Below are 19,098 nucleotides of genomic sequence, written 5' to 3' on the forward strand. Positions count from 1 at the left end.
AACAGCCAGGCCGCCACCAGGCCGGTCAGACCTGTGGTCAGCAGCACCCCTAGGGTGGCGAGCGAGAGCGCAGGGCCGAGGGCGACCCGGAACGAGGAGACCTTGGTGCGCATGCCGCCATCGAGCAGGATGATGGCGAGCGCCAGGTTACCGATCAGATAGGCGATGGAGTAATCGGCAAAGTGAATGCCGCCAGGGCCATTCTCGCCGGCCAGCATGCCGACGCCGAGAAAGATGACCAGAATAGGAATGCCAAGACGGGAGGAGAGGGAACTTAATAAGACGCTGGTGCCGACCAACAGTGCGACGACGAGAAAAAAGTGGTTGACGGTAACGGCATCCAATTCGTGCTTCCTCCTTCCAATTTATTACAAAACAGGCATTCCTGAGCTATTTTAAGACCATAAGGGGAGAAAGTCGCTCTTTAATTCACGTTTGTAGTGCTTTTTTCGATATGAAAAGTGTAAAAAAGGGGAGCTGTGCCCCCCTGTTTCAATCGTCGTCGTCCTTGACCTCGCGGATCTTGTCCTTGTATTTGGGAAGTTGCTTCTCAAGCTGCTTCATGTCTTTGATTGCATTGAGAAATAACCCAAGAAGGAACAGCAGGGGGAGGCCTATCCACAACCACAGACTCATAACCGCTCCTCGGGTAGCGAGATGCTACAGTAACGCTCCAACAGCGGGTTAAGCTGTGCCAGGAGCAGGGGCTTGCCTTCAATGTCGCTCATTTCCAGTGCCTTAGCCAGTGCGACAGGATCGGTCTGCTGCTGGCGTGACTGGGGGCCAAAGCTCAGGTGCCATGGCTCGTAGGCCACCCCCTCCCGTTCACCCCGGTAAGGCAGGAAGAAGCCAAAATCGGCCATGTTCTGGTGCAGCCACTGGCCGAGACCAGCAAACCAGCCGCCCGGTTCGTACTCCCATGCCTCCAGTTGCAATCGGGTTCCCTGCGGCAGGCAGTCCGGATCATAGATATCGAGGTCGGTGCCCCAGTGGTGGCGACTGGTGCCGGGCAGGGCGCTCCAGCGCAGGATGGCCGCTATCTTCTGCTCATCGCTCAGGGTCGCGGCATCGAGCGGTTCCCCCTTCGCCCCCAGCAGTGGGCGCTCACCACGCCATTTGCCGTTCCAGATGGCAAGTTGGCGCTCGAAGCTGCGCCAGCTTGACGCAGGTTGCAGGTTGTGGCCGGCGGCGCTCGCTGCCTGCTGCATGGCGGCAAAGGCGGCGGCAGCTTCCGGGGTCAGGCGGTGGGGGCCCGCCCCAAGCAGGATCAGATGGCTATCATCGAGGCCGACCAGTTGCGCCGGGGTCATGCCAGCAGGCGCTCCAGCACGCCCTGATACATGTCGGTCAGCAGATCGAGATCGCTGGCCTGCACGCACTCGTTGATCTTGTGGATGGTGGCGTTGACCGGGCCAAGCTCGATCACCTGGGCCCCGGTCGGGGCGATGAAGCGGCCGTCTGAGGTGCCGCCCGTGGTGAGCAGCTGCGGGCGCTGGCCGTTGACCTCGGCGATCGCGGCCACGGTGGCATCGAGCAGGGCCCCCGCGCCGGTGAGGAAGGGCTCGCCGGAGAGGGTCCAGGTCAGCTCGTAGTCGAGGCCGTGGCGGTCAAGGAGGGTCTTAACGCGCTGTTTCAGCCCTTCCGACGTGGATTCGGTGCTAAAGCGGAAATTGAACTGTACCTGCAACTCGCCAGGAATGACGTTGGAGGCGCCGGTGCCGCCGTTGATGTTGGCGATCTGGAAGCTGGTGGGGGGGAAGAAGTCATTGCCTCTGTCCCACTCGGTTGCAGCCAGCTCGGCCAGGGCCGGCGTGGCGCGGTGGATCGGGTTATCGGCCAGATGCGGGTAGGCCACGTGTCCCTGCACCCCCTTGATCAGCAGATCGCCGGTGAGCGAGCCGCGCCGGCCGTTTTTCACCACGTCCCCCACCAAGGCGGTGGAGGAGGGCTCACCGACGATACACCAGGTGATTTTCTCGCCGCGCGCCTCTAGCGTATCGACTACCCGCACCGTGCCATTGATGAAGGGCCCCTCTTCATCCGAGGTGATGAGAAAGGCAATCGACCCTTGGTGATCCGGGTGCGCAGCCACGAAACGCTCGACCGCCACCACCATGGCCGCGAGCGATCCCTTCATGTCGGCAGCGCCGCGCCCATAGAGCATGCCTGCTTCGATGGTCGGCTCGAACGGCGGAGTGCGCCACTGCTCGAGCGGGCCGGCGGGCACCACGTCGGTGTGACCGGCGAAACAGAACAGGGGGCCGGTACTGCCGCGACGGGCCCACAGATTGGTGGTGTCTTCAAACACCATGGGTTCGAGGGTGAAGCCAAGAGCGGCGAGGCGCTCACCCATCAGGGTCTGGCACCCCTCGTCGAGCGGGGTAACGGAGGGGCGGCGGATCAGCTCCTTGGCCAAGTCGATGACATCAGACATCGGGTCGTCCTTAACGGTGAAACAGGGATTGATAGTGATCGGCCTTGAAGCCGAGGTGGTAATGGCCCTCAAGCTCGAGCAGCGGGCGTTTGATCATGGCCGGCTGGGCCAGCATCAGCGCCTTGGCCCGCTCTTTGTCGAGATCTTGCTTCTGTGCATCGGGCAGGGCACGAAAGGTGGTGCCGCGGGTATTGAGCAGAGCCTCCCAACCGAGGGCGTCGAGCCAGCGCTCCAGTTGCTCGGCGTCCAGCCCATCGCTGCGCACATCGTGGAAGCGGTAGGCGATACCGGCCTCTTCCAGCCACTTGCGGGCCTTTTTGATGGTGTCGCAGTTCTTGATCCCGTACATCACGGCTTGCATTTGGCGTACTCCTTAACACGGCGGGCAGGCGCCCGATTCTGTCATCCGGGGCGGGGTCAGGCAACCGTCAGCACACGTGCCATCCCGAGCTCCATCGCGTTATCGCCCCTAAAACGGGGGCGTTGGTCAACCCGCGTGACGCGTGACTATTGATGCGTCAGGGGCGCGAGGGTGACATTGCCCATCGGTTCTTTTCTGTGGAGGATAGAGCGCGCAGCTTATGGCGGGCTGGTTCAGCGCTAGACGGGGCGACGCAGCACTTCTTCTTACCGGGCTTGCCATATCGCCAGACAGTTGAAGATGACGTGAAATTCGTCTTATGCATCATGGAATGCTAATAAATCATTTCCTGAAATGCGTGTTCCACTTTAGTCTGTTTCTTCGTCGAAGATCAGCATGAGTCCGTGTCGTGCCCCGCAATAGACCCATGGACACGTGCTGCGCGCCGACAGCCTGAACACTGACTCCGGGAGACTGGAGCCTTGCTTGCTTTTTGCCCCGCCGATGGCGGGGTTTTTTCGGCCTGTATTTTGACCGTTCCCCCTTCGTTTTCACGCTCTTCTGACATCGATGATGCACTCATGGGTATTTTCTGATACGAACATGAAGGTGACCCGCGTCACCATGTTGTGTCTATGGTGAACATGTTTAACAAAAAGTTGTTTTTTTGTGTTTTTTTCGGCTTTTGTTTTCGTATAATCGCGCCCGCAAACGGATTACAACAAAAACCTCTGTCGTTTTAAGGAAAGAGAACACCATGGCTATCGAACGTACCTTCTCCATCGTCAAGCCGGATGCCGTCAGCAAGAATCTGATCGGTGCTATCTACAACCGTTTTGAGACCGCCGGCCTGCGCATCGTGGCTGCCAAGATGCTGCACATGACCCGCGAACAGGCCATGGGTTTCTATGCCGAACATGAGGGCAAGCCCTTCTACGAAGGCCTGGTCAAGTTCATGACCTCAGGCCCTGTCATGGTGCAGGTGCTGGAGGGCGAAGATGCCATCCGTCGCAACCGCGAGATCATGGGCGTGACCAACCCGAAGGAGGCGCTGGCGGGTACCCTGCGCGCCTGTTATGCCGACAGCATCGACCGCAATGCGGTACACGGCTCCGACGCACCGGCCTCTGCGGCGCGTGAAATCGCCTACTTCTTCACCGATAGCGAAATCTGCCCGCGCGCGTGAGCGAGCCAGGGTTGCATCAGGGGGAGCCTCGGCTCCCCCTGTTTTTTTGCTGATCTCCCTTTGTTCTGCGGGTGGAAAGGCGCCACCTTTATTTGTACAATGCTGCGCCCTTTTTCTTGGGGTCTTTCTATTTGTCTGAGGTTCTGATGAGCGAAATGAAAACCAACCTGCTGGATCTGGATCGCGATGCCCTGCGCGCCTTCTTCGTCGAATTGGGCGAGAAGCCGTTTCGTGCCGATCAGGTGATGAAGTGGATTTATCACTTCGGTTGTGATGATTTCGATCAGATGACCAACGTCAACAAGGTGCTGCGCGAGCGCCTCAAGGCGATCGCCGAGATCCGCGCCCCCGAGATCAGCCGTGAGCAGCGCTCCGCTGATGGCACCATCAAGTGGGCACTGCAAGTGGGGGATCAGGAGGTCGAGACCGTCTACATACCGGAAGAGGATCGCGCCACCCTGTGCGTCTCCTCCCAGGTTGGCTGCGCCCTCGAGTGCAAGTTCTGCTCCACCGCCCAGCAGGGGTTCAACCGCAACCTGCGGGTCTCCGAGATCATCGGCCAAGTGTGGCGTGCCGCCAAGGTCGTGGGGGGCAAGCGCCCCATCACCAACGTGGTGATGATGGGCATGGGCGAGCCGCTGCTCAACCTCGCCAATGTGGTGCCGGCCATGAAGCTGATGCTCGATGACTACGGTTTTGGCCTCTCCAAGCGCCGGGTGACCATCTCGACCTCCGGTGTGGTGCCGGGTCTGGATATGCTGGGCGATCAGATTGATGTGGCGCTGGCCATCTCGCTGCACGCCCCCAATGACAAGCTGCGCTCCGAGATCATGCCGATCAACGACAAGTACAATATCGAGACCTTCCTCGCCGCCGTACGCCGCTACCTGGAGAAATCCAATGCCAATCAGGGGCGGGTCACGGTGGAGTATGTGCTGCTCGATCATATCAATGACGACATGCAGCACGCCCACGAGCTGGCCGAAGCGCTCAAGGACACCCCGAGCAAGATCAACCTGATCCCCTTCAACCCCTTCCCGGGCAACCCCTATGGCAAGCCGAGCAACAGCCGGATCGATCGCTTCTCCAAGGTGTTGATGGAGTACGGTTTCACCGTGATCGTGCGCAAGACCCGTGGCGATGATATCGATGCCGCCTGTGGCCAGTTGGTCGGGGATGTGATCGACCGCACCAAGCGCACCATGAAAAAGCGGATGCAAGGTGAGGGGATTTCCGTCAAAATGGTCTAATCTTCAAGCCCTTGCGATGGTTGGATAATGGATAATCGAACCTTGCTCATGTGGGCGGTGTTGCTGACGCTGCCCGCCTGTGTGACCGAGACCACCTATACCGGTCAGGGAAATACACGCCACGATGTGGTGGGGCCGGATCTGCAAGCCGCCGCCAAGACCCGCCTCGATCTTGGCATTCAATATCTGCGCAAGGGCAACACCGAACAGGCCAAGGTCAATCTCGATCGCGCGCTGAAATATGCCCCTGACAGCCCAGAGGTGCATCTGGGCTATGCCTACTTCTATCAGACGGTGCAGGACTATGCCGCCGCCGAACGCAGTTACCAGAAGGTTCTGACCCTCTCTCCCCAAGATGCCGACGCCATGAACAACTATGGCGCTTTCCTCTGTGGCCGGGCCCGTTACGACGAGGCGGATGCCATGTTTAACCGCGCCGTAACCCAGCCAGGCTACGCCAAAATTGCCGATACCTATGAAAATGCGGCCATTTGCGCGACACGAAGCGGCAAAAACGACAAGGCGAGTGAGTACTATCGTCTGGCATTGGGGTATAATCCGCGCAAACCGAGTCTATTACTGGACTTGGCCGAGAGCGCCTTCACACACGGCAAGCTGGATGAAGCTCAGTCTTACCTCAACCGTTATGGTGAGGTGGCCGTGGAGAATCCTGACAGCCTGTGGCTGCGTCTGCGTCTCGCCCAGGCCCTCGATCGCCCCGCCCAGTTGCACCAGTATGGATCGCAGCTGGCGGAACATTTTCCTGATTCGCAACAAGCCAAGCGTTATTTAGCCAATGACTACTGAACAGCAATTTGATTCCCAAGACTCCTCCCCGGTAGTTGGTCCCGGCCAGTTGCTGCGCTCGGCCCGCGAAGCCATGGGCTGGAGCCGTGAGCAGGTCGCATCCCGCCTTCATCTTCGCCTTACCTTGATTGCGGCCATCGAGTCTGACACGTACGACAAGCATGCCTCGCCCACCTTCATCCGTGGTTATCTGCGCACCTATGCCAAGCTGGTGGGCATCGAGGAGAGCACCATTCTTGAGGCCTACAAGACGTTGGGGATGGAGCCCGAACCTAGCATCAACATGCAGAGCTTCTCCAAGCGTACCCGCCGCGAGGCCAGCGACAGCCGCCTGAAGATCGTCAGCTGGCTGGTGATCCTGGTGCTGGCCGGGTTACTGGTGGCTTGGTGGTGGCAGGCATCCAATCGCCGCGCCGCTGGGCAGGAGCAACTGGCTGCCAGCGAGATCACCACGCCGGCCAGCGAGACGGTTCCTGCCGAGCCGAGCGAGCTGGTTCACCCGCAGGCGCCGGTACTGGAGCCTGCCGTTTCCGACGCGGGTGTCACCGTGAGCGGTGCCGTCAGCGCGGCGCCGGCGCCCGTCGACACCTCCGCCGAGGCGGTGGACGTCTCGGCAGCCCAGCCGACCGAGGTGAGTGCTGCGACCGAGACCGAGGAGGCCGCCGCGCCCCAGCTTAAGCTGAGTTTCACCGCCGACTGCTGGCTCGAGATCAAGGATGCCGATGGCAAGATTGTCTTCAGCGGCCTCAAGAAGGCCAATGACGAACTGAATCTGGAAGGGAAGGAGCCCCTCAAGCTGCTGGTCGGAGCCCCCATGGCGATCCGCATCCAGTTCAAGGGCCAGGAGATCGACATGAGCCGTTACAACAACGGCCGCACTGCCCGCATAACCCTGCCGCAGGAGTAACCCATGTCTTCCCACGCTTCTCCTATCATCCGTCGCAAGTCCAGACAGATCATGGTGGGTCATGTCCCGATCGGGGGCGATGCCCCCATCACGGTGCAGACCATGACCAATACCCGCACCACGGACGTGGCCGCGACCGTCGAGCAGATCCGCCGTATCGAGCGGGTCGGTGCCGATATCGTGCGCGTGTCGGTGCCGACGATGGAGGCGGCCGAGGCGTTTCGCCTCATCAAGGAGCAGACGCGCATCCCGGTGGTGGCTGATATCCATTTTGACTATCGCATCGCCCTCAAGGTGGCCGAGTACGGCGCCGACTGCCTGCGCATCAACCCGGGTAACATCGGCAATGAGCAGCGCGTGCGGGCCGTGGTCGATTGTGCCCGCGATCTCAACATCCCGATCCGCATCGGGGTCAACGGCGGCTCGCTCGAGCGCGACATCCAGGAAAAATACGGGGAGCCGACCCCCGAGGCGCTGGTGGAATCTGCCCTGCGTCATGTGGATTACCTCGACAAGCTCGACTTCCAGAACTTCAAGGTGAGCGTTAAGGCCTCCGACGTGTTCCTCGCCGTCGGCGCCTATCGCCTGCTGGCCCAGCAGATCGAGCAGCCGCTGCATCTGGGGATCACCGAGGCGGGCGGTTTTCGCGCCGGCGCGGTGAAGTCCTCTATCGGCCTTGGCATGCTGCTGGCCGATGGCATCGGCGACACCCTGCGCATCTCGCTGGCGGCCGATCCGGTGGAAGAGGTCAAGGTCGGCTTTGACATCCTCAAGTCCCTGCGTATCCGCTCGCGCGGCATCAACTTCATCGCCTGTCCCTCCTGTTCGCGTCAGGAGTTCGACGTCATCGGCACGGTCAACGAGCTCGAGCAGCGCCTCGAGGACATCATCACCCCGCTGGATGTCTCCATCATCGGCTGTGTGGTGAATGGCCCGGGTGAGGCCCTGGTCTCGGATCTGGGGCTGGCCGGTGCGGCGAACAAGAGCGCCTTCTATGAAGGGGGTCAGCGGGTGGACCGGCTCGACAACAAGGATCTGGTGCCCACCCTTGAGCGCCGCATCCGGGCGCGCGCCGCCATGCTGGATCCGGACAACCAGATCCAGGTGGACGAGCGCTGATTTACGTGACGGGCCACCTCGGTGGCCCGCACCGTTTCGAGCGGCCGCGTCTCTCACCGCCGTGCGGCGGTTTTACCTCGGGGGGGAAACTCCCTATAATGCGGCCAATTTTCACGTCTTTTTCTTGAGTAGCAACGTGGCAAAACAGATCCAAGCGATTCGCGGAATGAATGATTGCCTGCCGGAGCAGAGCCCGGCGTGGCAGAAGGTGGAAGAGATCCTGCGTCAGGTGATGGCCGGTTACGGCTATAGCGAGATGCGGATGCCGATCGTCGAGCAGACTCCCCTGTTCAAGCGCGCCATCGGCGAGGTGACCGATGTGGTCGAGAAGGAGATGTACACCTTCAATGACCGCAACGACGAGAGCCTGACCCTGCGCCCGGAAGGCACCGCCGGCTGCGTGCGCGCCTGCATCGAGCATGGCCTGATTTATAACCAGGAACGGCGGGTGTGGTATATCGGTCCCATGTTCCGTTACGAGCGTCCGCAGAAGGGGCGCTATCGCCAGTTCCACCAGTTCGGGGTCGAAGTGTTCGGCCTCAACGGCCCGGACGTCGATGCCGAGTTGATCCTGCTGACCCATCGCCTGTGGCGCCTGTTCGGCATCGCCGATCACGTCACCTTGCAGCTCAACACCCTGGGGCAGAGCGACGAGCGCGCCGCCTACCGCGATGCGCTGGTGGCGTTCCTCGAGCAGCACCAGGAGCAGCTGGACGAAGACAGCCGTCGTCGCATGTACACCAACCCGCTGCGGGTGCTCGACTCCAAGGATGAGCGGGTGCAGGCCCTGTTGGCCGATGCTCCGCGTCTGATGGATTACCTCGGTGAAGAGAGCCGTGCCCACTTCGCCGGGCTCAAGCGCCTGCTCGACGCCGCCGGCATCAAGTACGAGGTCAACGAGCGTCTGGTGCGCGGCCTTGACTACTACAACCTGACCGTGTTCGAGTGGGTCACCACCAGTCTGGGCGCCCAGGGAACCGTCTGCGGCGGTGGCCGCTACGACGGTCTGGTGGAGCAGCTCGGTGGTCAGGCGATCCCCGCGGTGGGCTTTGCCATGGGGATGGAGCGTCTGGTGCTGCTGCTCGAGACCCTCGAGCTCAACCAGGATCTGCGCCCCGCGGTCGACATCTACCTTGCGATGGTGGGTGAGGGAACCGAGGTGGCCGGTTTCATGCTGGCCGAGCGGCTGCGCGATGCTCTGCCGACCCTGCGCCTGATGAGCCACTGTGGTGGCGGCAACTTCAAGAAACAGCTCAAGCGTGCCGACAAGAGCGGTGCATCGATTGCCCTGATCCTCGGAGAGAGCGAGGTTCAAAACGGCGAAGTAACCATCAAGTATCTGCGTGGCCAGGCCGAGCAGGTCACCGTCAAGGTGGACGAGGCCATTGCCCTGCTGGCGGACAAAGGAGAGTAGCGTGGAAATCTATACCAACGAAGAACAACAGGTTGAGGCCATCAAGGGGTGGTGGAAAGAGAATGGCACCTCGGTGATTGCCGGTACCGTGATCGGCCTGGCCGGTCTGTTCGGCTGGCGCTGGTACAACGATCACCAGCAGACCAACATGCAGCTTGCCTCCTCCGAGTTCAGCCGCGTGACCGACGCCATGACCAAAGAGGGTGACAAGGCGTTCGCCCAGGTCGAGGGGTTCATCAACGACAACAAGGGCGCTTACGCCGATCTCGCCTCCCTCGAGCTGGCCTCTGCCGCCGTCAAGGCGGGCAAGCTGGACGTGGCCGCCGCTCAATTGACCCGCGTGGCCGAACAAGGGGATGCCAGCGTGCAGGCCATTGCCGCCGTGCGTCTGGCCCGCGTGCTGGCCGAGCAGGGCAAGGCCGATGACGCCCTGGCCCGCCTGGCCAAGATCCAAGATGCCGCGTTCAAGGCCCAGGTGGCCGAGGTGCGTGGGGATATCCTGCTGGCTCAGAACAAGCCGGAAGAGGCTCGCAGCGCCTATCAAGCCGCTGCCGATGCGGGCGGCCTGCAAAGCAGCGCCGAACTGCGCCTGAAGATGGACGATCTGGCCCTGCCGGCCGTGGCTGTGGACGAGAAACCGGATGCGTAATCTGTTTAAGAAGGTGCTGCTGGGGTCGGCCGTGGCCCTGGCTCTGCAAGGTTGCTCCCTGTTTGGCGGTGACGAAGATCTCACCCCCATGGCGCCGCTGCCCAAGGTTGACTCCGCCTTTGAAGGCAAGAGCCTCTGGCGTAGCTCGGTGGGGGATGGCATCGGTGATTTCTACTCCCAACTGCGCCCCGTCATCAACGGTGATCGCATCTATGCCGCCTCCCGCGACGGGGATGTCACCGCGCTCGAGCGTGACGACGGCAAAGAGGTGTGGAGCACCGATCTCGCCGATCTCGACATCAATGCCGACAAGCGCAGTCCGCGCCTGTCCGGCGGGCTGGTGCAGGCCTACGGCAAGCTGTTCCTCGGCTCCGAGAACGGGGTGGTGTACGCCCTCTCGGCCGACGATGGCAAGGTGCTGTGGCATGTCAACGTGCCGGGTGAAGTGGTCTCCAGCCCTGCCGTCGAGGATGGTCGGGTGGTGGTGCTGACCACGTCTGGTCGCCTGATGGCCCTCGACTCCGAGGATGGCAAGCTGTTGTGGACCCTGGCCGAGGAGCAGCCGCCCCTGACCCTGCGCAGCGTCGCGACCCCGGTCATCACCAACGGCGCCGTACTTTACGGCCGCGCCGATGGCAAGGTGGGCATCGCCCTGCTGAGCAATGGCCAGCCGGTGCGTCAATCCAAGGTGGCCGACCCGCGCGGTGCCACCGAGCTGGATCGCATGGTGGACGTGGATGCGACCCCGCTGGTGGCGGGCGACGAGCTCTATGCCATCGCCTACAACGGCCAGCTGATGGCGCGCAAGCTGCTCTCTGGCGACGAGGTGTGGAAGCGCAAGTATTCCGCTTACCGCGACATGGCGGTCGGCAGCAATGAGATCTTCATCACCGACAGCCGCAGCCACCTGTTTGCGGTGGATCGTCGCAACGGTCTGGAGCTGTGGTCCAATACCCAGCTTGAGAACCGCAGCGTGACGGCGCCGGTGGTGTTTGGCGATTATGTGGTGGTGGGTGATGTAGAGGGGTATCTCTACTGGCTGGATCGCTTCGATGGCACCATCAAGGCGATGCAGGAGCTCGACAGCAGCGGCCTCTATGCGGCACCGCTGGTCGATGGTGGTACCCTTTACATCCAGAGCCGCGGTGGCAAGCTGTACGCCCTTCAGCGTCCTTGACCACGTTGCAGTGAAGTTTGACGGCTCCTGGTCTTCGGACCCGGAGCCTTTGTCGTCTTATCGATGCCCCCCATTGCAGCAGGGCGCGGCATCCATGACACCCGATTGATGAGGCTTTTATGACTCCTGTTGTTGCCCTGGTGGGGCGCCCCAATGTGGGCAAGTCCACCCTGTTCAACCGCCTGACCCGCACGCGTGACGCGCTGGTGGCCGACTTTCCCGGCCTGACCCGGGATCGCAAGTACGGCCAGGCCAAGCTGGGCGAGCTGGAATTCATCGTGGTCGATACCGGCGGTATCGATGGCACCGAGGAGGGGATCGAGCTGAAGATGGCCGAGCAGTCCCTGCTGGCCATCGAAGAGGCGGACGTGGTGCTGTTCATGGTCGATGCCCGTGCCGGCCTGACCGCGGCCGACATCGCCATCGGTGAACACCTGCGCAAGTGCGACAAGAAGGTGTTTCTGGTGGCCAACAAGACCGACGGCATCGACGGAGACTCGGCCAGTGCCGAGTTCTATGCCCTGGCATTGGGCGATGTCTATCAGATCGCCGCTGCCCACGGCCGTGGGGTGCTGAGCCTGCTCGAGCTGGCTCTGGCCCCGCACCTGGAAGATCTGGTCGGTGAGCAAGGCGCTGCCGACGAGGATGAGGACGAAGAGGAGTTCGACGAAGAGGCGCTGGCCCGCATGCTGGCCACCGGCGAATTCGAGACCGGTGAAGAGGAGGAGAAGCAGAATCGCTACGCGGATCTGCCGATCAAGTTCGCCATCGTCGGTCGCCCCAACGTCGGCAAGTCGACCCTGACCAACCGCCTGCTGGGTGAAGATCGGGTCATCGTCTATGACATGCCCGGCACCACCCGCGACTCGGTCTATATCCCGATGGAGCGCGATGACAAGAAATACGTGGTGATCGATACCGCTGGGGTGCGCCGTCGTGGCAAGGTGCACGAGACGGTGGAGAAGTTCTCGGTCATCAAGACCCTCAAGGCCATCGAGGATGCCAACGTCTGCCTGCTGGTGATCGACGCTCGCGAGACCATCACCGATCAGGATCTCAGCATCCTCGGCTTCGTGCTTAACGCCGGTCGCTCCGTGGTGTTGGTGGTCAACAAGTGGGACGGCCTGGATCAGAAGGTGAAAGATGACGTGAAGAGCGAGCTCGATCGCCGCCTCGGCTTCATCGATTTTGCCCGGGTGCACTTCATCTCGGCCCTGCACGGCAGCGGTGTCGGCCACCTGTTCGAGTCTATCGACGAGGCCTATGAGTCGGCCACCCGTCGTACCAGCACCGCCCTGCTGACCCGTATCATGCAGATGGCCCAGCAGGATCACCAGCCGCCCATGGTGCGCGGTCGCCGGGTCAAGCTCAAATACGCCCATGCCGGTGGTTACAACCCGCCGCGCATCATAGTGCACGGCAACCAGCTCAACGATCTGCCCGACTCTTACAAGCGCTATCTCATCAACTACTTCCGCAAGTCGCTGAAGGTGATGGGGACGCCGATCCGGGTCGAGTTCCAGGAAGGGGCCAACCCGTTCGAGAACAAGAAGAATGCGTTGACCCTGAGCCAGGAGCGTCAGCGCAAGCGCCTGATGAAGCTCAAGGGCGGCAAGAAGTAAGAACGACGGTCGCTCAGGCGGCCGTTTTTCATCTCTTATATAAGGAGGAGAACCATGAGTTCGGTTAATTGCCCCGGTTGTGGCGAGCCACTGGATACCCGTAGCCACAAGGTGACCTGTGGCCACTGTCAGGGCCGTTTTCGCATCACGGCGCTCTGTCCCGATTGCGCTGAGCCGCTCGAGCGGCTCAAGGCGTGCGGTGCGGTGGATTACTTCTGCAACCGCTGTAACAGCCTGATCTCCAAATCCAGGGTGGCCTTTTCGGCGAGCCCAGAATGACACAAACCCGGCCATGAGCCGGGTTTCTCTTCTTGGGGATTGTTGTTATGCCGCCTGGGCGATGAGCATGAAGTCGGATCGCTGTCTGCGATGACGCTTGCGCTTCTGCTCGATGAGCTGCAGTCGGCGCCGCGGGTTGCGGCTCGGTTTGCTCTTGCGCACTAGGCTTGGACGTCTGCGTCTGAGCATCGTTACCTCCTTGGCGTCAGGGAGGGGGCCACCGACGGTGGCCCCGTTCCTTGCTTCGATACTAACAGAGGCGGATCGTGCTGAACAGGCGTCAGATTGTTCTGAAATTGGGGGGTCAGCTGGCGATGGCAGCCAGGATGGGCGTGCCCATCGGGGTCGAGGAGGGGGCGTCGGTGGCCAGGCTCTCGGATTGCTCCATCTGACGCTCACGCTGACGGATCTTCTGCTGCTCATTGTCGAGCCACAGCAGGCTCTGGTAGTACTGGCGCACGTTGTTGACGTAGTTGCGCGCCTCACCACCACGGGCGTAGCCGTAGCGCACCTTGCTGTGCCAGCGAGACTCTTGCAATAGCGGCAGCACCTCCTTCACATCGCTCCAGCTGTCCGGGCTCTTGCCCTGCAACTTGGCCAGGCGGCGCGCATCCATCATGTGGCCATAGCCGATGTTGTAGGCGGTCAGCGCAAACCAGAAGCGCTCATCCTCGGGCACGGAGTCCGGCACCTGTTCAAGCAGTTGCAGCAGGTAGCGGGCGCCCCCCTGAATGCTCTCTTCGGGGTGGGTGCGATCTTTCACCCCCATCGCCTTGGCGGTGTTTTCGGTCAGCATCATCATGCCGCGCACCCCGGTATAGGAGCGGGCATTCGGATCCCAGTGGGACTCCTGATAGCTGAGCGCGGCGAGCAGACGCCAGTCGAGGCTGCCGGCATGGGTCTGGAACAGCTTCTGATATTTGGGCAGAAGTGTCTTAGCGCGTTGCAGGAAGGCTCGGGTATCGACGAAGTCGAAGTTTTGCACGTGGCCGAAATATTTTTCGTCGAGCTGGGCTATGGTGCCGTCGAGGAAACGCTGGCCGAAGAAGTCGATGACGCTGGCATAGAGGCTGTCGTCCGGCAGCTGGGCCATGGCCCAACCGATCGGGTAATTGCTGCCCAGGGTCAGCCCCTCGGCGAGATCCGGGTAGTAGCGCTGGATCCGCGCCAGCACGGTATCGTGCACCACGGTGTAACCTATCTTGCCCTCGGCCACCTGGCGCAGCAGCTCTTCGCTGTCGGCGTCCTTACTGACGTTCCAGCTCAGGGCGGGGTAGCGGCGTTTGAGCTCGCGCAGCTGCTCTTCGCTGGCCGATCCGGCCGCGATCACCAGTTCACCTTGCAGATCGTCGAAGTCTTTCGGTTTGCGGGCCCCCTGGCGATAGACCAGCTTGGGGGATACCTGATAGTAGGCAGGGCCGAAGCGCATACGGGTGCGCCGCTCCGACGTGATGGCCAGGGCGCCTGCGGCCATATCCAGTGAGCCGTCTGTGAGTCCTTTCTCGAGTGCCTGTGTGGATTCCTGGGGCAGCATGACCAGCTTGACCCCGAGCCAGTCCGCGTACTCCTGCGCCAGCTCGTAGTCATAACCCAGATTGCTGTCGTCGCGCTGGTAGAAGGAGGTGGGGCCATAGATGGTGCCGACCCGCAGCTCCCCCCGTGCACGGATCTGCTCAAGCTGACTGGTGGGTTGGCTACTATTACAGCCGGCCAGCAGCAGGGAGATCGACAGGGTGAACCATTTGGCTAGTTGTCTCAATCAGACCTCTTTTGTTGTCGAAAAAATCAACACTAGTCAAAAAAGAAGCACCTTTATACCAGAGAGTGTGCTCCCTGTCACATCGGGCCACACATGAAAAACGTTTGTCCCGCTCTGCCAGCCTCCCTATAATACGCGCGTCTTTAAATCCCCCCACTCTCGATACAAGGTGAGAAAGGCCATATGGAAATCTTGCGCGGTGCTCCCGCTCTGTCTGAGTTTCGTGTCCAAAAACTGCAACGAAGCCTGGTGGAACGCGGAGTCGAGATAACGAGCATCTATGCCGAATACATGCACTTTGCCGAGCTTGTCGATCCTCTTTCACCGGATGAGCGAGCGACCTTGGACCAGCTGCTGCGCTACGGTCCCACCATCCAAGAACATGCTCCCCAAGGTCACCTCTTCCTCGTTACTCCCCGCCCCGGCACCATCTCTCCCTGGTCTTCCAAGGCCACCGACATCGCCCACAACTGCGGCCTGACCAAGGTCAAGCGCCTCGAGCGCGGTGTGGCCTATTACGTCGAAGGGAACGTGACCGATGCCAACCGCGCCGCCATTGCCGCGCTGTTGCACGATCGCATGATGGAGACGGTGTTTGACGCCATGGAGGCAGCGGCGGCGCTGTTTGCTCATCATGAGCCGCGCCCCTTCACCCAGGTGGATGTGCTGGGTGGCGGCCGCGCTGCGCTGGCCGAGGCGAACCTGGCGCTGGGTCTGGCGCTGGCCGACGATGAAATCGACTACCTGGTCGAGAACTTCAAGAAGCTCGGCCGTAACCCGAATGACATCGAGCTCTACATGTTTGCCCAGGCGAACTCCGAGCACTGCCGTCACAAGATTTTCAACGCCGACTGGATCATCGATGGGCAGACTCAGCCCAAGTCTCTGTTCAAGATGATCAAGAACACCTTCGAGCAGACTCCGGATTACGTGTCGTCAGCCTACAAGGACAACGCCGCGGTGATGGAGGGCAGCCAAGGGGGGCGCTTCTTCCCGAGCCCGGCCACCGGCGAATACGACTACCACCAGGAGCAGGTCGACATCCTGATGAAGGTGGAGACCCACAACCACCCGACCGCTATTTCGCCGTTCCCGGGCGCCGCCACGGGCTCCGGCGGTGAGATCCGCGACGAGGGGGCCACCGGCCGCGGTGCCAAGCCCAAGGCGGGTCTGGTGGGCTTTAGTGTCTCCAACCTGCGTATCCCCGGCTTCGAGCAGCCTTGGGAGCAGGATTTTGGTAAGCCGGATCGCATCGTCAGTGCCTTTGACGTGATGCAAGACGGCCCGCTCGGCGGCGCCGCCTTTAACAACGAATTTGGCCGTCCTGCCATCCTCGGTTATTTCCGCACCTTCGAAGAGGAGGTGGAGAGCCACAACGGCCGTGAGGTGCGTGGTTATCACAAACCCATCATGCTGGCCGGCGGTATCGGCAACATCCGCCCCGAGCACGTCCAGAAGGGCGAATTCCCGGCGGGCTCGGCTCTTATCGTACTGGGTGGTCCGGCGATGAACATCGGCCTTGGCGGCGGCGCCGCCTCGAGCATGACCTCGGGCCAGTCGGCCGAGGATCTCGATTTTGCCTCGGTGCAGCGCGACAACCCTGAAATGGAGCGCCGTTGCCAGGAGGTGATCGATCGCTGCTGGCAGCTCGGTGAAGAGAACCCGATCCTGTTTATCCACGACGTGGGCGCCGGTGGTCTCTCCAACGCCATGCCGGAGCTGGTGAGCGACGGCGGTCGCGGTGGCCGCTTCGATCTGCGCGCCATTCCGAACGATGAGCCGGGCATGAGCCCGCTCGAGATCTGGTGTAACGAATCCCAGGAGCGCTACGTACTGGCGGTCTCCCAGGAGAAGTTGCCCCTGTTCAAGGCGATGTGCGAGCGTGAGCGCGCCCCCTATGCCGTGATCGGGACTGCCACCGACGAGCCGCACCTGACCCTGTCTGATAGCCACTTCGACAATCAGCCCATCGATCTGCCGCTGGATGTGCTGCTTGGCAAGCCGCCCAAGATGCTGCGTGACGTGACCACCCAGCAGGCCCAAGGCCAGGCGCTGCGCCTCGATGGCGTGACCCTGGCTGAGGCGGCCGAGCGGGTGCTGCGCCTGCCGAGCGTGGCCGAGAAGAGCTTCCTCATCACCATCGGCGATCGCAGCGTGACCGGTCTGGTCAACCGCGACCAGATGGTGGGCCCGTGGCAGATCCCGGTGGCCGATTGCGCCGTCACCGCCGCCACTTACGACACCTACCACGGTGAAGCCATGGCCATGGGCGAGCGTACCCCGCTGGCACTGCTCTCCCACGCCGCCTCCGCCCGTATGGCGGTGGCCGAGTCCATCACCAACATTGCCCCGACCAACATCGGCAACCTCAAGCGGATCAAGCTCTCTGCCAACTGGATGGCCGCCGCCGGTCACCCGGGCGAGGATGCTGGTCTGTACGAGGCGGTCAAGGCGGTGGGCGAAGAGCTCTGCCCAGCCCTTGGGTTGACCATCCCGGTCGGTAAGGACTCCATGTCCATGAAGACCCGCTGGCAGCAAGATGGCGTGGAGCGCAGCAACACGGCGCCGCTCTCGCTCATCATCTCCGCCTTCGCCCGGGTTGAGGATGTGCGTAAAACGGTCACGCCGCAGCTTCGCGCCGATCTGGGTGAAACCGACCTTATCCTCATCGATCTCGGCCATGGTAAGCAGCGCCTCGGCGGCTCTGCCCTGGCCCAGGTTTATCGTCAGGTGGGTGACAAGGCGCCGGATCTCGACAATCCGGTGCTGCTCAAGGGCTTCTTCAATGCCATCCAGGCGCTGGTCTCTGACGGCCGCCTGCTGGCTTACCACGATCGCTCCGACGGCGGTCTGCTGGTGACCCTGCTGGAGATGGCCTTCGCCGGTCACTGCGCTCTGAACATTGAGCTGGACCGCGTGGGTGGCGAGGTGCTGCCGGCCCTGTTCAACGAAGAGCTCGGTGCGGTCATCCAGGTGCGCCGCGAAGACAAGGAAGCGGTCATGACCCTGCTGGCCGGCCACGGCCTGGCGGCCTGTGCCCATGTCATCGGCACCGTCACGACCGGCGACGACATCGTACTGCGTCGTACCGGCAAGGAGCTGTGGCGCGAGAGCCGCACCCGTCTGCGCACCCTCTGGGGTGAGACCAGCTGGCAGATGCAGCGCCTGCGCGACAACCCAGAGTGCGCCGACAGCGAGCATGCCGCCCGCCAGGACGCCACCGATCCGGGCTTGCAGGCCAACCTGACCTACAACCCGTCTGACGACGTGGCCGCCCCCTACATCGCCAAGGGGGTCTCGCCCCGTCTGGCGGTGCTGCGCGAGCAGGGGGTCAACTCCCACGTCGAGATGGCGGCCGCGTTCGACCGCGCCGGTTTCACCGCGGTGGATGTGCACATGAGTGACATCCTCTCCGGTCGCATCGCCCTGGATGGCTTCCAGGCGCTGGTGGCCTGTGGTGGCTTCTCTTACGGCGACGTGCTGGGGGCAGGTGAGGGCTGGGCCAAGTCCATCCTCTTTAACGCTGCCGCCCGTGAGCAGTTCCAGCGCTTCTTTGAGCGCGATGACACCCTCTCCTTGGGGGTGTGCAACGGCTGCCAGATGATGTCCAACCTGCGCGAGCTGATCCCGGGGGCGGATTTGTGGCCGCGTTTCGTGCGTAACCGCTCCGAGCGTTTCGAGGCCCGCTTCAGCCTGGTCGAGGTGCAGAACTCGCCTTCGGCCTTCTTTGCCGGCATGCAGGGCTCGGTGATGCCGATTGCGGTGTCCCACGGCGAAGGCCGGGTCGAGGTGCGCGATGCGGCTCACCTGGCGGCGCTCGATGCCTCCGGTCTGGTGGGGCTGCGTTTTGTCGACAACCGTGGCGGTGCCACCGAACGCTATCCGGCCAACCCGAACGGCTCACCGCTCGGTATTACCGCGGTGACGACCACAGATGGCCGTGCCACCATCATGATGCCGCACCCGGAGCGGGTGTTCCGTACCGTGGCCAACTCCTGGCACCCGGACAACTGGGGCGAGGACGGTGCCTGGATGCGGATGTTCCGTAACGCCAGGGTTCGCCTCGGCTAAGTGGTTGCAGTGATGAGAAGACCGGCCTTGTGCCGGTCTTTTTTTATGGGTCAGTGGGAGGGG

18 protein-coding genes are annotated in these 19,098 nt (G+C 62.0%); 11 read left to right on the forward strand and 7 right to left on the reverse strand.

Annotated features, from left to right (window positions below; all coding sequences use genetic code 11):
• The 5 genes from BN1134_RS19275 to BN1134_RS10030 form a co-directional block, all read right to left on the reverse strand.
• On the reverse strand, positions 1-344 hold a 344-nt coding region (locus BN1134_RS19275; RefSeq protein ID WP_042047018.1), incomplete at its 3' end, for a cation:proton antiporter domain-containing protein.
• A 148-nt stretch (positions 345-492) separates the two neighbouring features.
• On the reverse strand, positions 493-636 hold the full coding sequence (locus BN1134_RS19695) for a hypothetical protein (RefSeq protein WP_104452650.1): 144 nt from the start codon (positions 634-636) through the stop codon (positions 493-495).
• On the reverse strand, positions 633-1,310 hold the full coding sequence (locus BN1134_RS10020) for a M15 family metallopeptidase (protein ID WP_042046998.1): 678 nt from the start codon (positions 1,308-1,310) through the stop codon (positions 633-635). Before BN1134_RS10020 ends, BN1134_RS19695 begins: the two co-directional genes overlap by 4 nt.
• Positions 1,307-2,434 carry a succinyl-diaminopimelate desuccinylase gene (dapE, locus tag BN1134_RS10025; RefSeq protein ID WP_042046999.1) on the reverse strand — a complete coding sequence of 376 codons (1,128 nt, stop codon included), beginning with the start codon at positions 2,432-2,434 and terminating at the stop codon, positions 1,307-1,309. The genes BN1134_RS10020 and dapE overlap by 4 nt, the downstream gene beginning before the upstream one ends.
• A 10-nt stretch (positions 2,435-2,444) precedes the next feature.
• Positions 2,445-2,795: an ArsC family reductase gene (locus BN1134_RS10030; RefSeq protein WP_042047000.1), complete on the reverse strand. Its 351-nt coding sequence runs from the start codon at positions 2,793-2,795 to the stop codon at positions 2,445-2,447.
• A 757-nt stretch (positions 2,796-3,552) separates the two neighbouring features.
• Between BN1134_RS10030 and ndk the strand changes: the two genes are divergently transcribed.
• From ndk to BN1134_RS10080, 10 genes are all read left to right on the forward strand, one after another.
• The gene (gene ndk, locus BN1134_RS10035; RefSeq protein ID WP_042047001.1) at positions 3,553-3,981 is read left to right on the forward strand and encodes a nucleoside-diphosphate kinase; all 429 of its coding nucleotides are present in this window, start codon (positions 3,553-3,555) and stop codon (positions 3,979-3,981) included.
• A 146-nt stretch (positions 3,982-4,127) separates the two neighbouring features.
• Positions 4,128-5,231, forward strand: coding sequence for a dual-specificity RNA methyltransferase RlmN (rlmN, locus tag BN1134_RS10040; protein ID WP_042047002.1), 1,104 nt, complete (start codon positions 4,128-4,130; stop codon positions 5,229-5,231).
• A 27-nt stretch (positions 5,232-5,258) separates the two neighbouring features.
• Positions 5,259-6,038, forward strand: a complete 780-nt coding sequence (gene pilW, locus BN1134_RS10045; protein ID WP_042047003.1) for a type IV pilus biogenesis/stability protein PilW — start codon at positions 5,259-5,261, stop codon at positions 6,036-6,038.
• On the forward strand, positions 6,028-6,945 hold the full coding sequence (locus tag BN1134_RS10050) for a RodZ domain-containing protein (RefSeq protein ID WP_042047004.1): 918 nt from the start codon (positions 6,028-6,030) through the stop codon (positions 6,943-6,945). The genes pilW and BN1134_RS10050 overlap by 11 nt, the downstream gene beginning before the upstream one ends.
• Positions 6,946-6,948: 3 nt before the next feature.
• Entirely contained in the window at positions 6,949-8,064 is a 1,116-nt protein-coding gene (gene ispG / locus BN1134_RS10055; protein ID WP_042047006.1) for a flavodoxin-dependent (E)-4-hydroxy-3-methylbut-2-enyl-diphosphate synthase, read from the forward strand.
• 136 nt (positions 8,065-8,200) lie between these two features.
• Positions 8,201-9,478: a histidine--tRNA ligase gene (gene hisS / locus BN1134_RS10060; RefSeq protein ID WP_042047007.1), complete on the forward strand. Its 1,278-nt coding sequence runs from the start codon at positions 8,201-8,203 to the stop codon at positions 9,476-9,478.
• A 1-nt stretch (position 9,479) separates the two neighbouring features.
• On the forward strand, positions 9,480-10,127 hold the full coding sequence (locus BN1134_RS10065) for a YfgM family protein (protein ID WP_042047009.1): 648 nt from the start codon (positions 9,480-9,482) through the stop codon (positions 10,125-10,127).
• Positions 10,120-11,304, forward strand: coding sequence for an outer membrane protein assembly factor BamB (bamB, locus tag BN1134_RS10070; RefSeq protein ID WP_042047011.1), 1,185 nt, complete (start codon positions 10,120-10,122; stop codon positions 11,302-11,304). The genes BN1134_RS10065 and bamB overlap by 8 nt, the downstream gene beginning before the upstream one ends.
• 119 nt (positions 11,305-11,423) lie before the next feature.
• Positions 11,424-12,926 carry a ribosome biogenesis GTPase Der gene (gene der / locus BN1134_RS10075; RefSeq protein ID WP_042047012.1) on the forward strand — a complete coding sequence of 501 codons (1,503 nt, stop codon included), beginning with the start codon at positions 11,424-11,426 and terminating at the stop codon, positions 12,924-12,926.
• A 54-nt stretch (positions 12,927-12,980) separates the two neighbouring features.
• Complete coding sequence (locus tag BN1134_RS10080) at positions 12,981-13,205, forward strand: zinc ribbon domain-containing protein (protein ID WP_042047013.1); 225 nt, start codon at positions 12,981-12,983, stop codon at positions 13,203-13,205.
• A 45-nt stretch (positions 13,206-13,250) separates the two neighbouring features.
• Here BN1134_RS10080 and BN1134_RS20000 read toward each other — a convergent pair whose 3' ends face one another.
• Both BN1134_RS20000 and mltF read right to left on the reverse strand, forming a co-directional pair.
• Positions 13,251-13,394, reverse strand: a complete 144-nt coding sequence (locus tag BN1134_RS20000) for a hypothetical protein (RefSeq protein ID WP_193003687.1) — start codon at positions 13,392-13,394, stop codon at positions 13,251-13,253.
• Positions 13,395-13,509: 115 nt separating this feature from the next.
• Positions 13,510-14,964: a membrane-bound lytic murein transglycosylase MltF gene (mltF, locus tag BN1134_RS10085; RefSeq protein ID WP_042047014.1), complete on the reverse strand. Its 1,455-nt coding sequence runs from the start codon at positions 14,962-14,964 to the stop codon at positions 13,510-13,512.
• 183 nt (positions 14,965-15,147) lie between these two features.
• Here mltF and purL point away from each other — a divergent pair, with 183 nt between their 5' ends.
• Positions 15,148-19,035, forward strand: coding sequence for a phosphoribosylformylglycinamidine synthase (gene purL, locus BN1134_RS10090; RefSeq protein ID WP_042047015.1), 3,888 nt, complete (start codon positions 15,148-15,150; stop codon positions 19,033-19,035).
• Positions 19,036-19,098 lie beyond the last annotated feature (63 nt).

Origin of the sequence: Aeromonas simiae, assembly GCF_000820125.1 — a bacterium.
Classification (GTDB): Bacteria; Pseudomonadota; Gammaproteobacteria; order Enterobacterales; family Aeromonadaceae; genus Aeromonas; species Aeromonas simiae.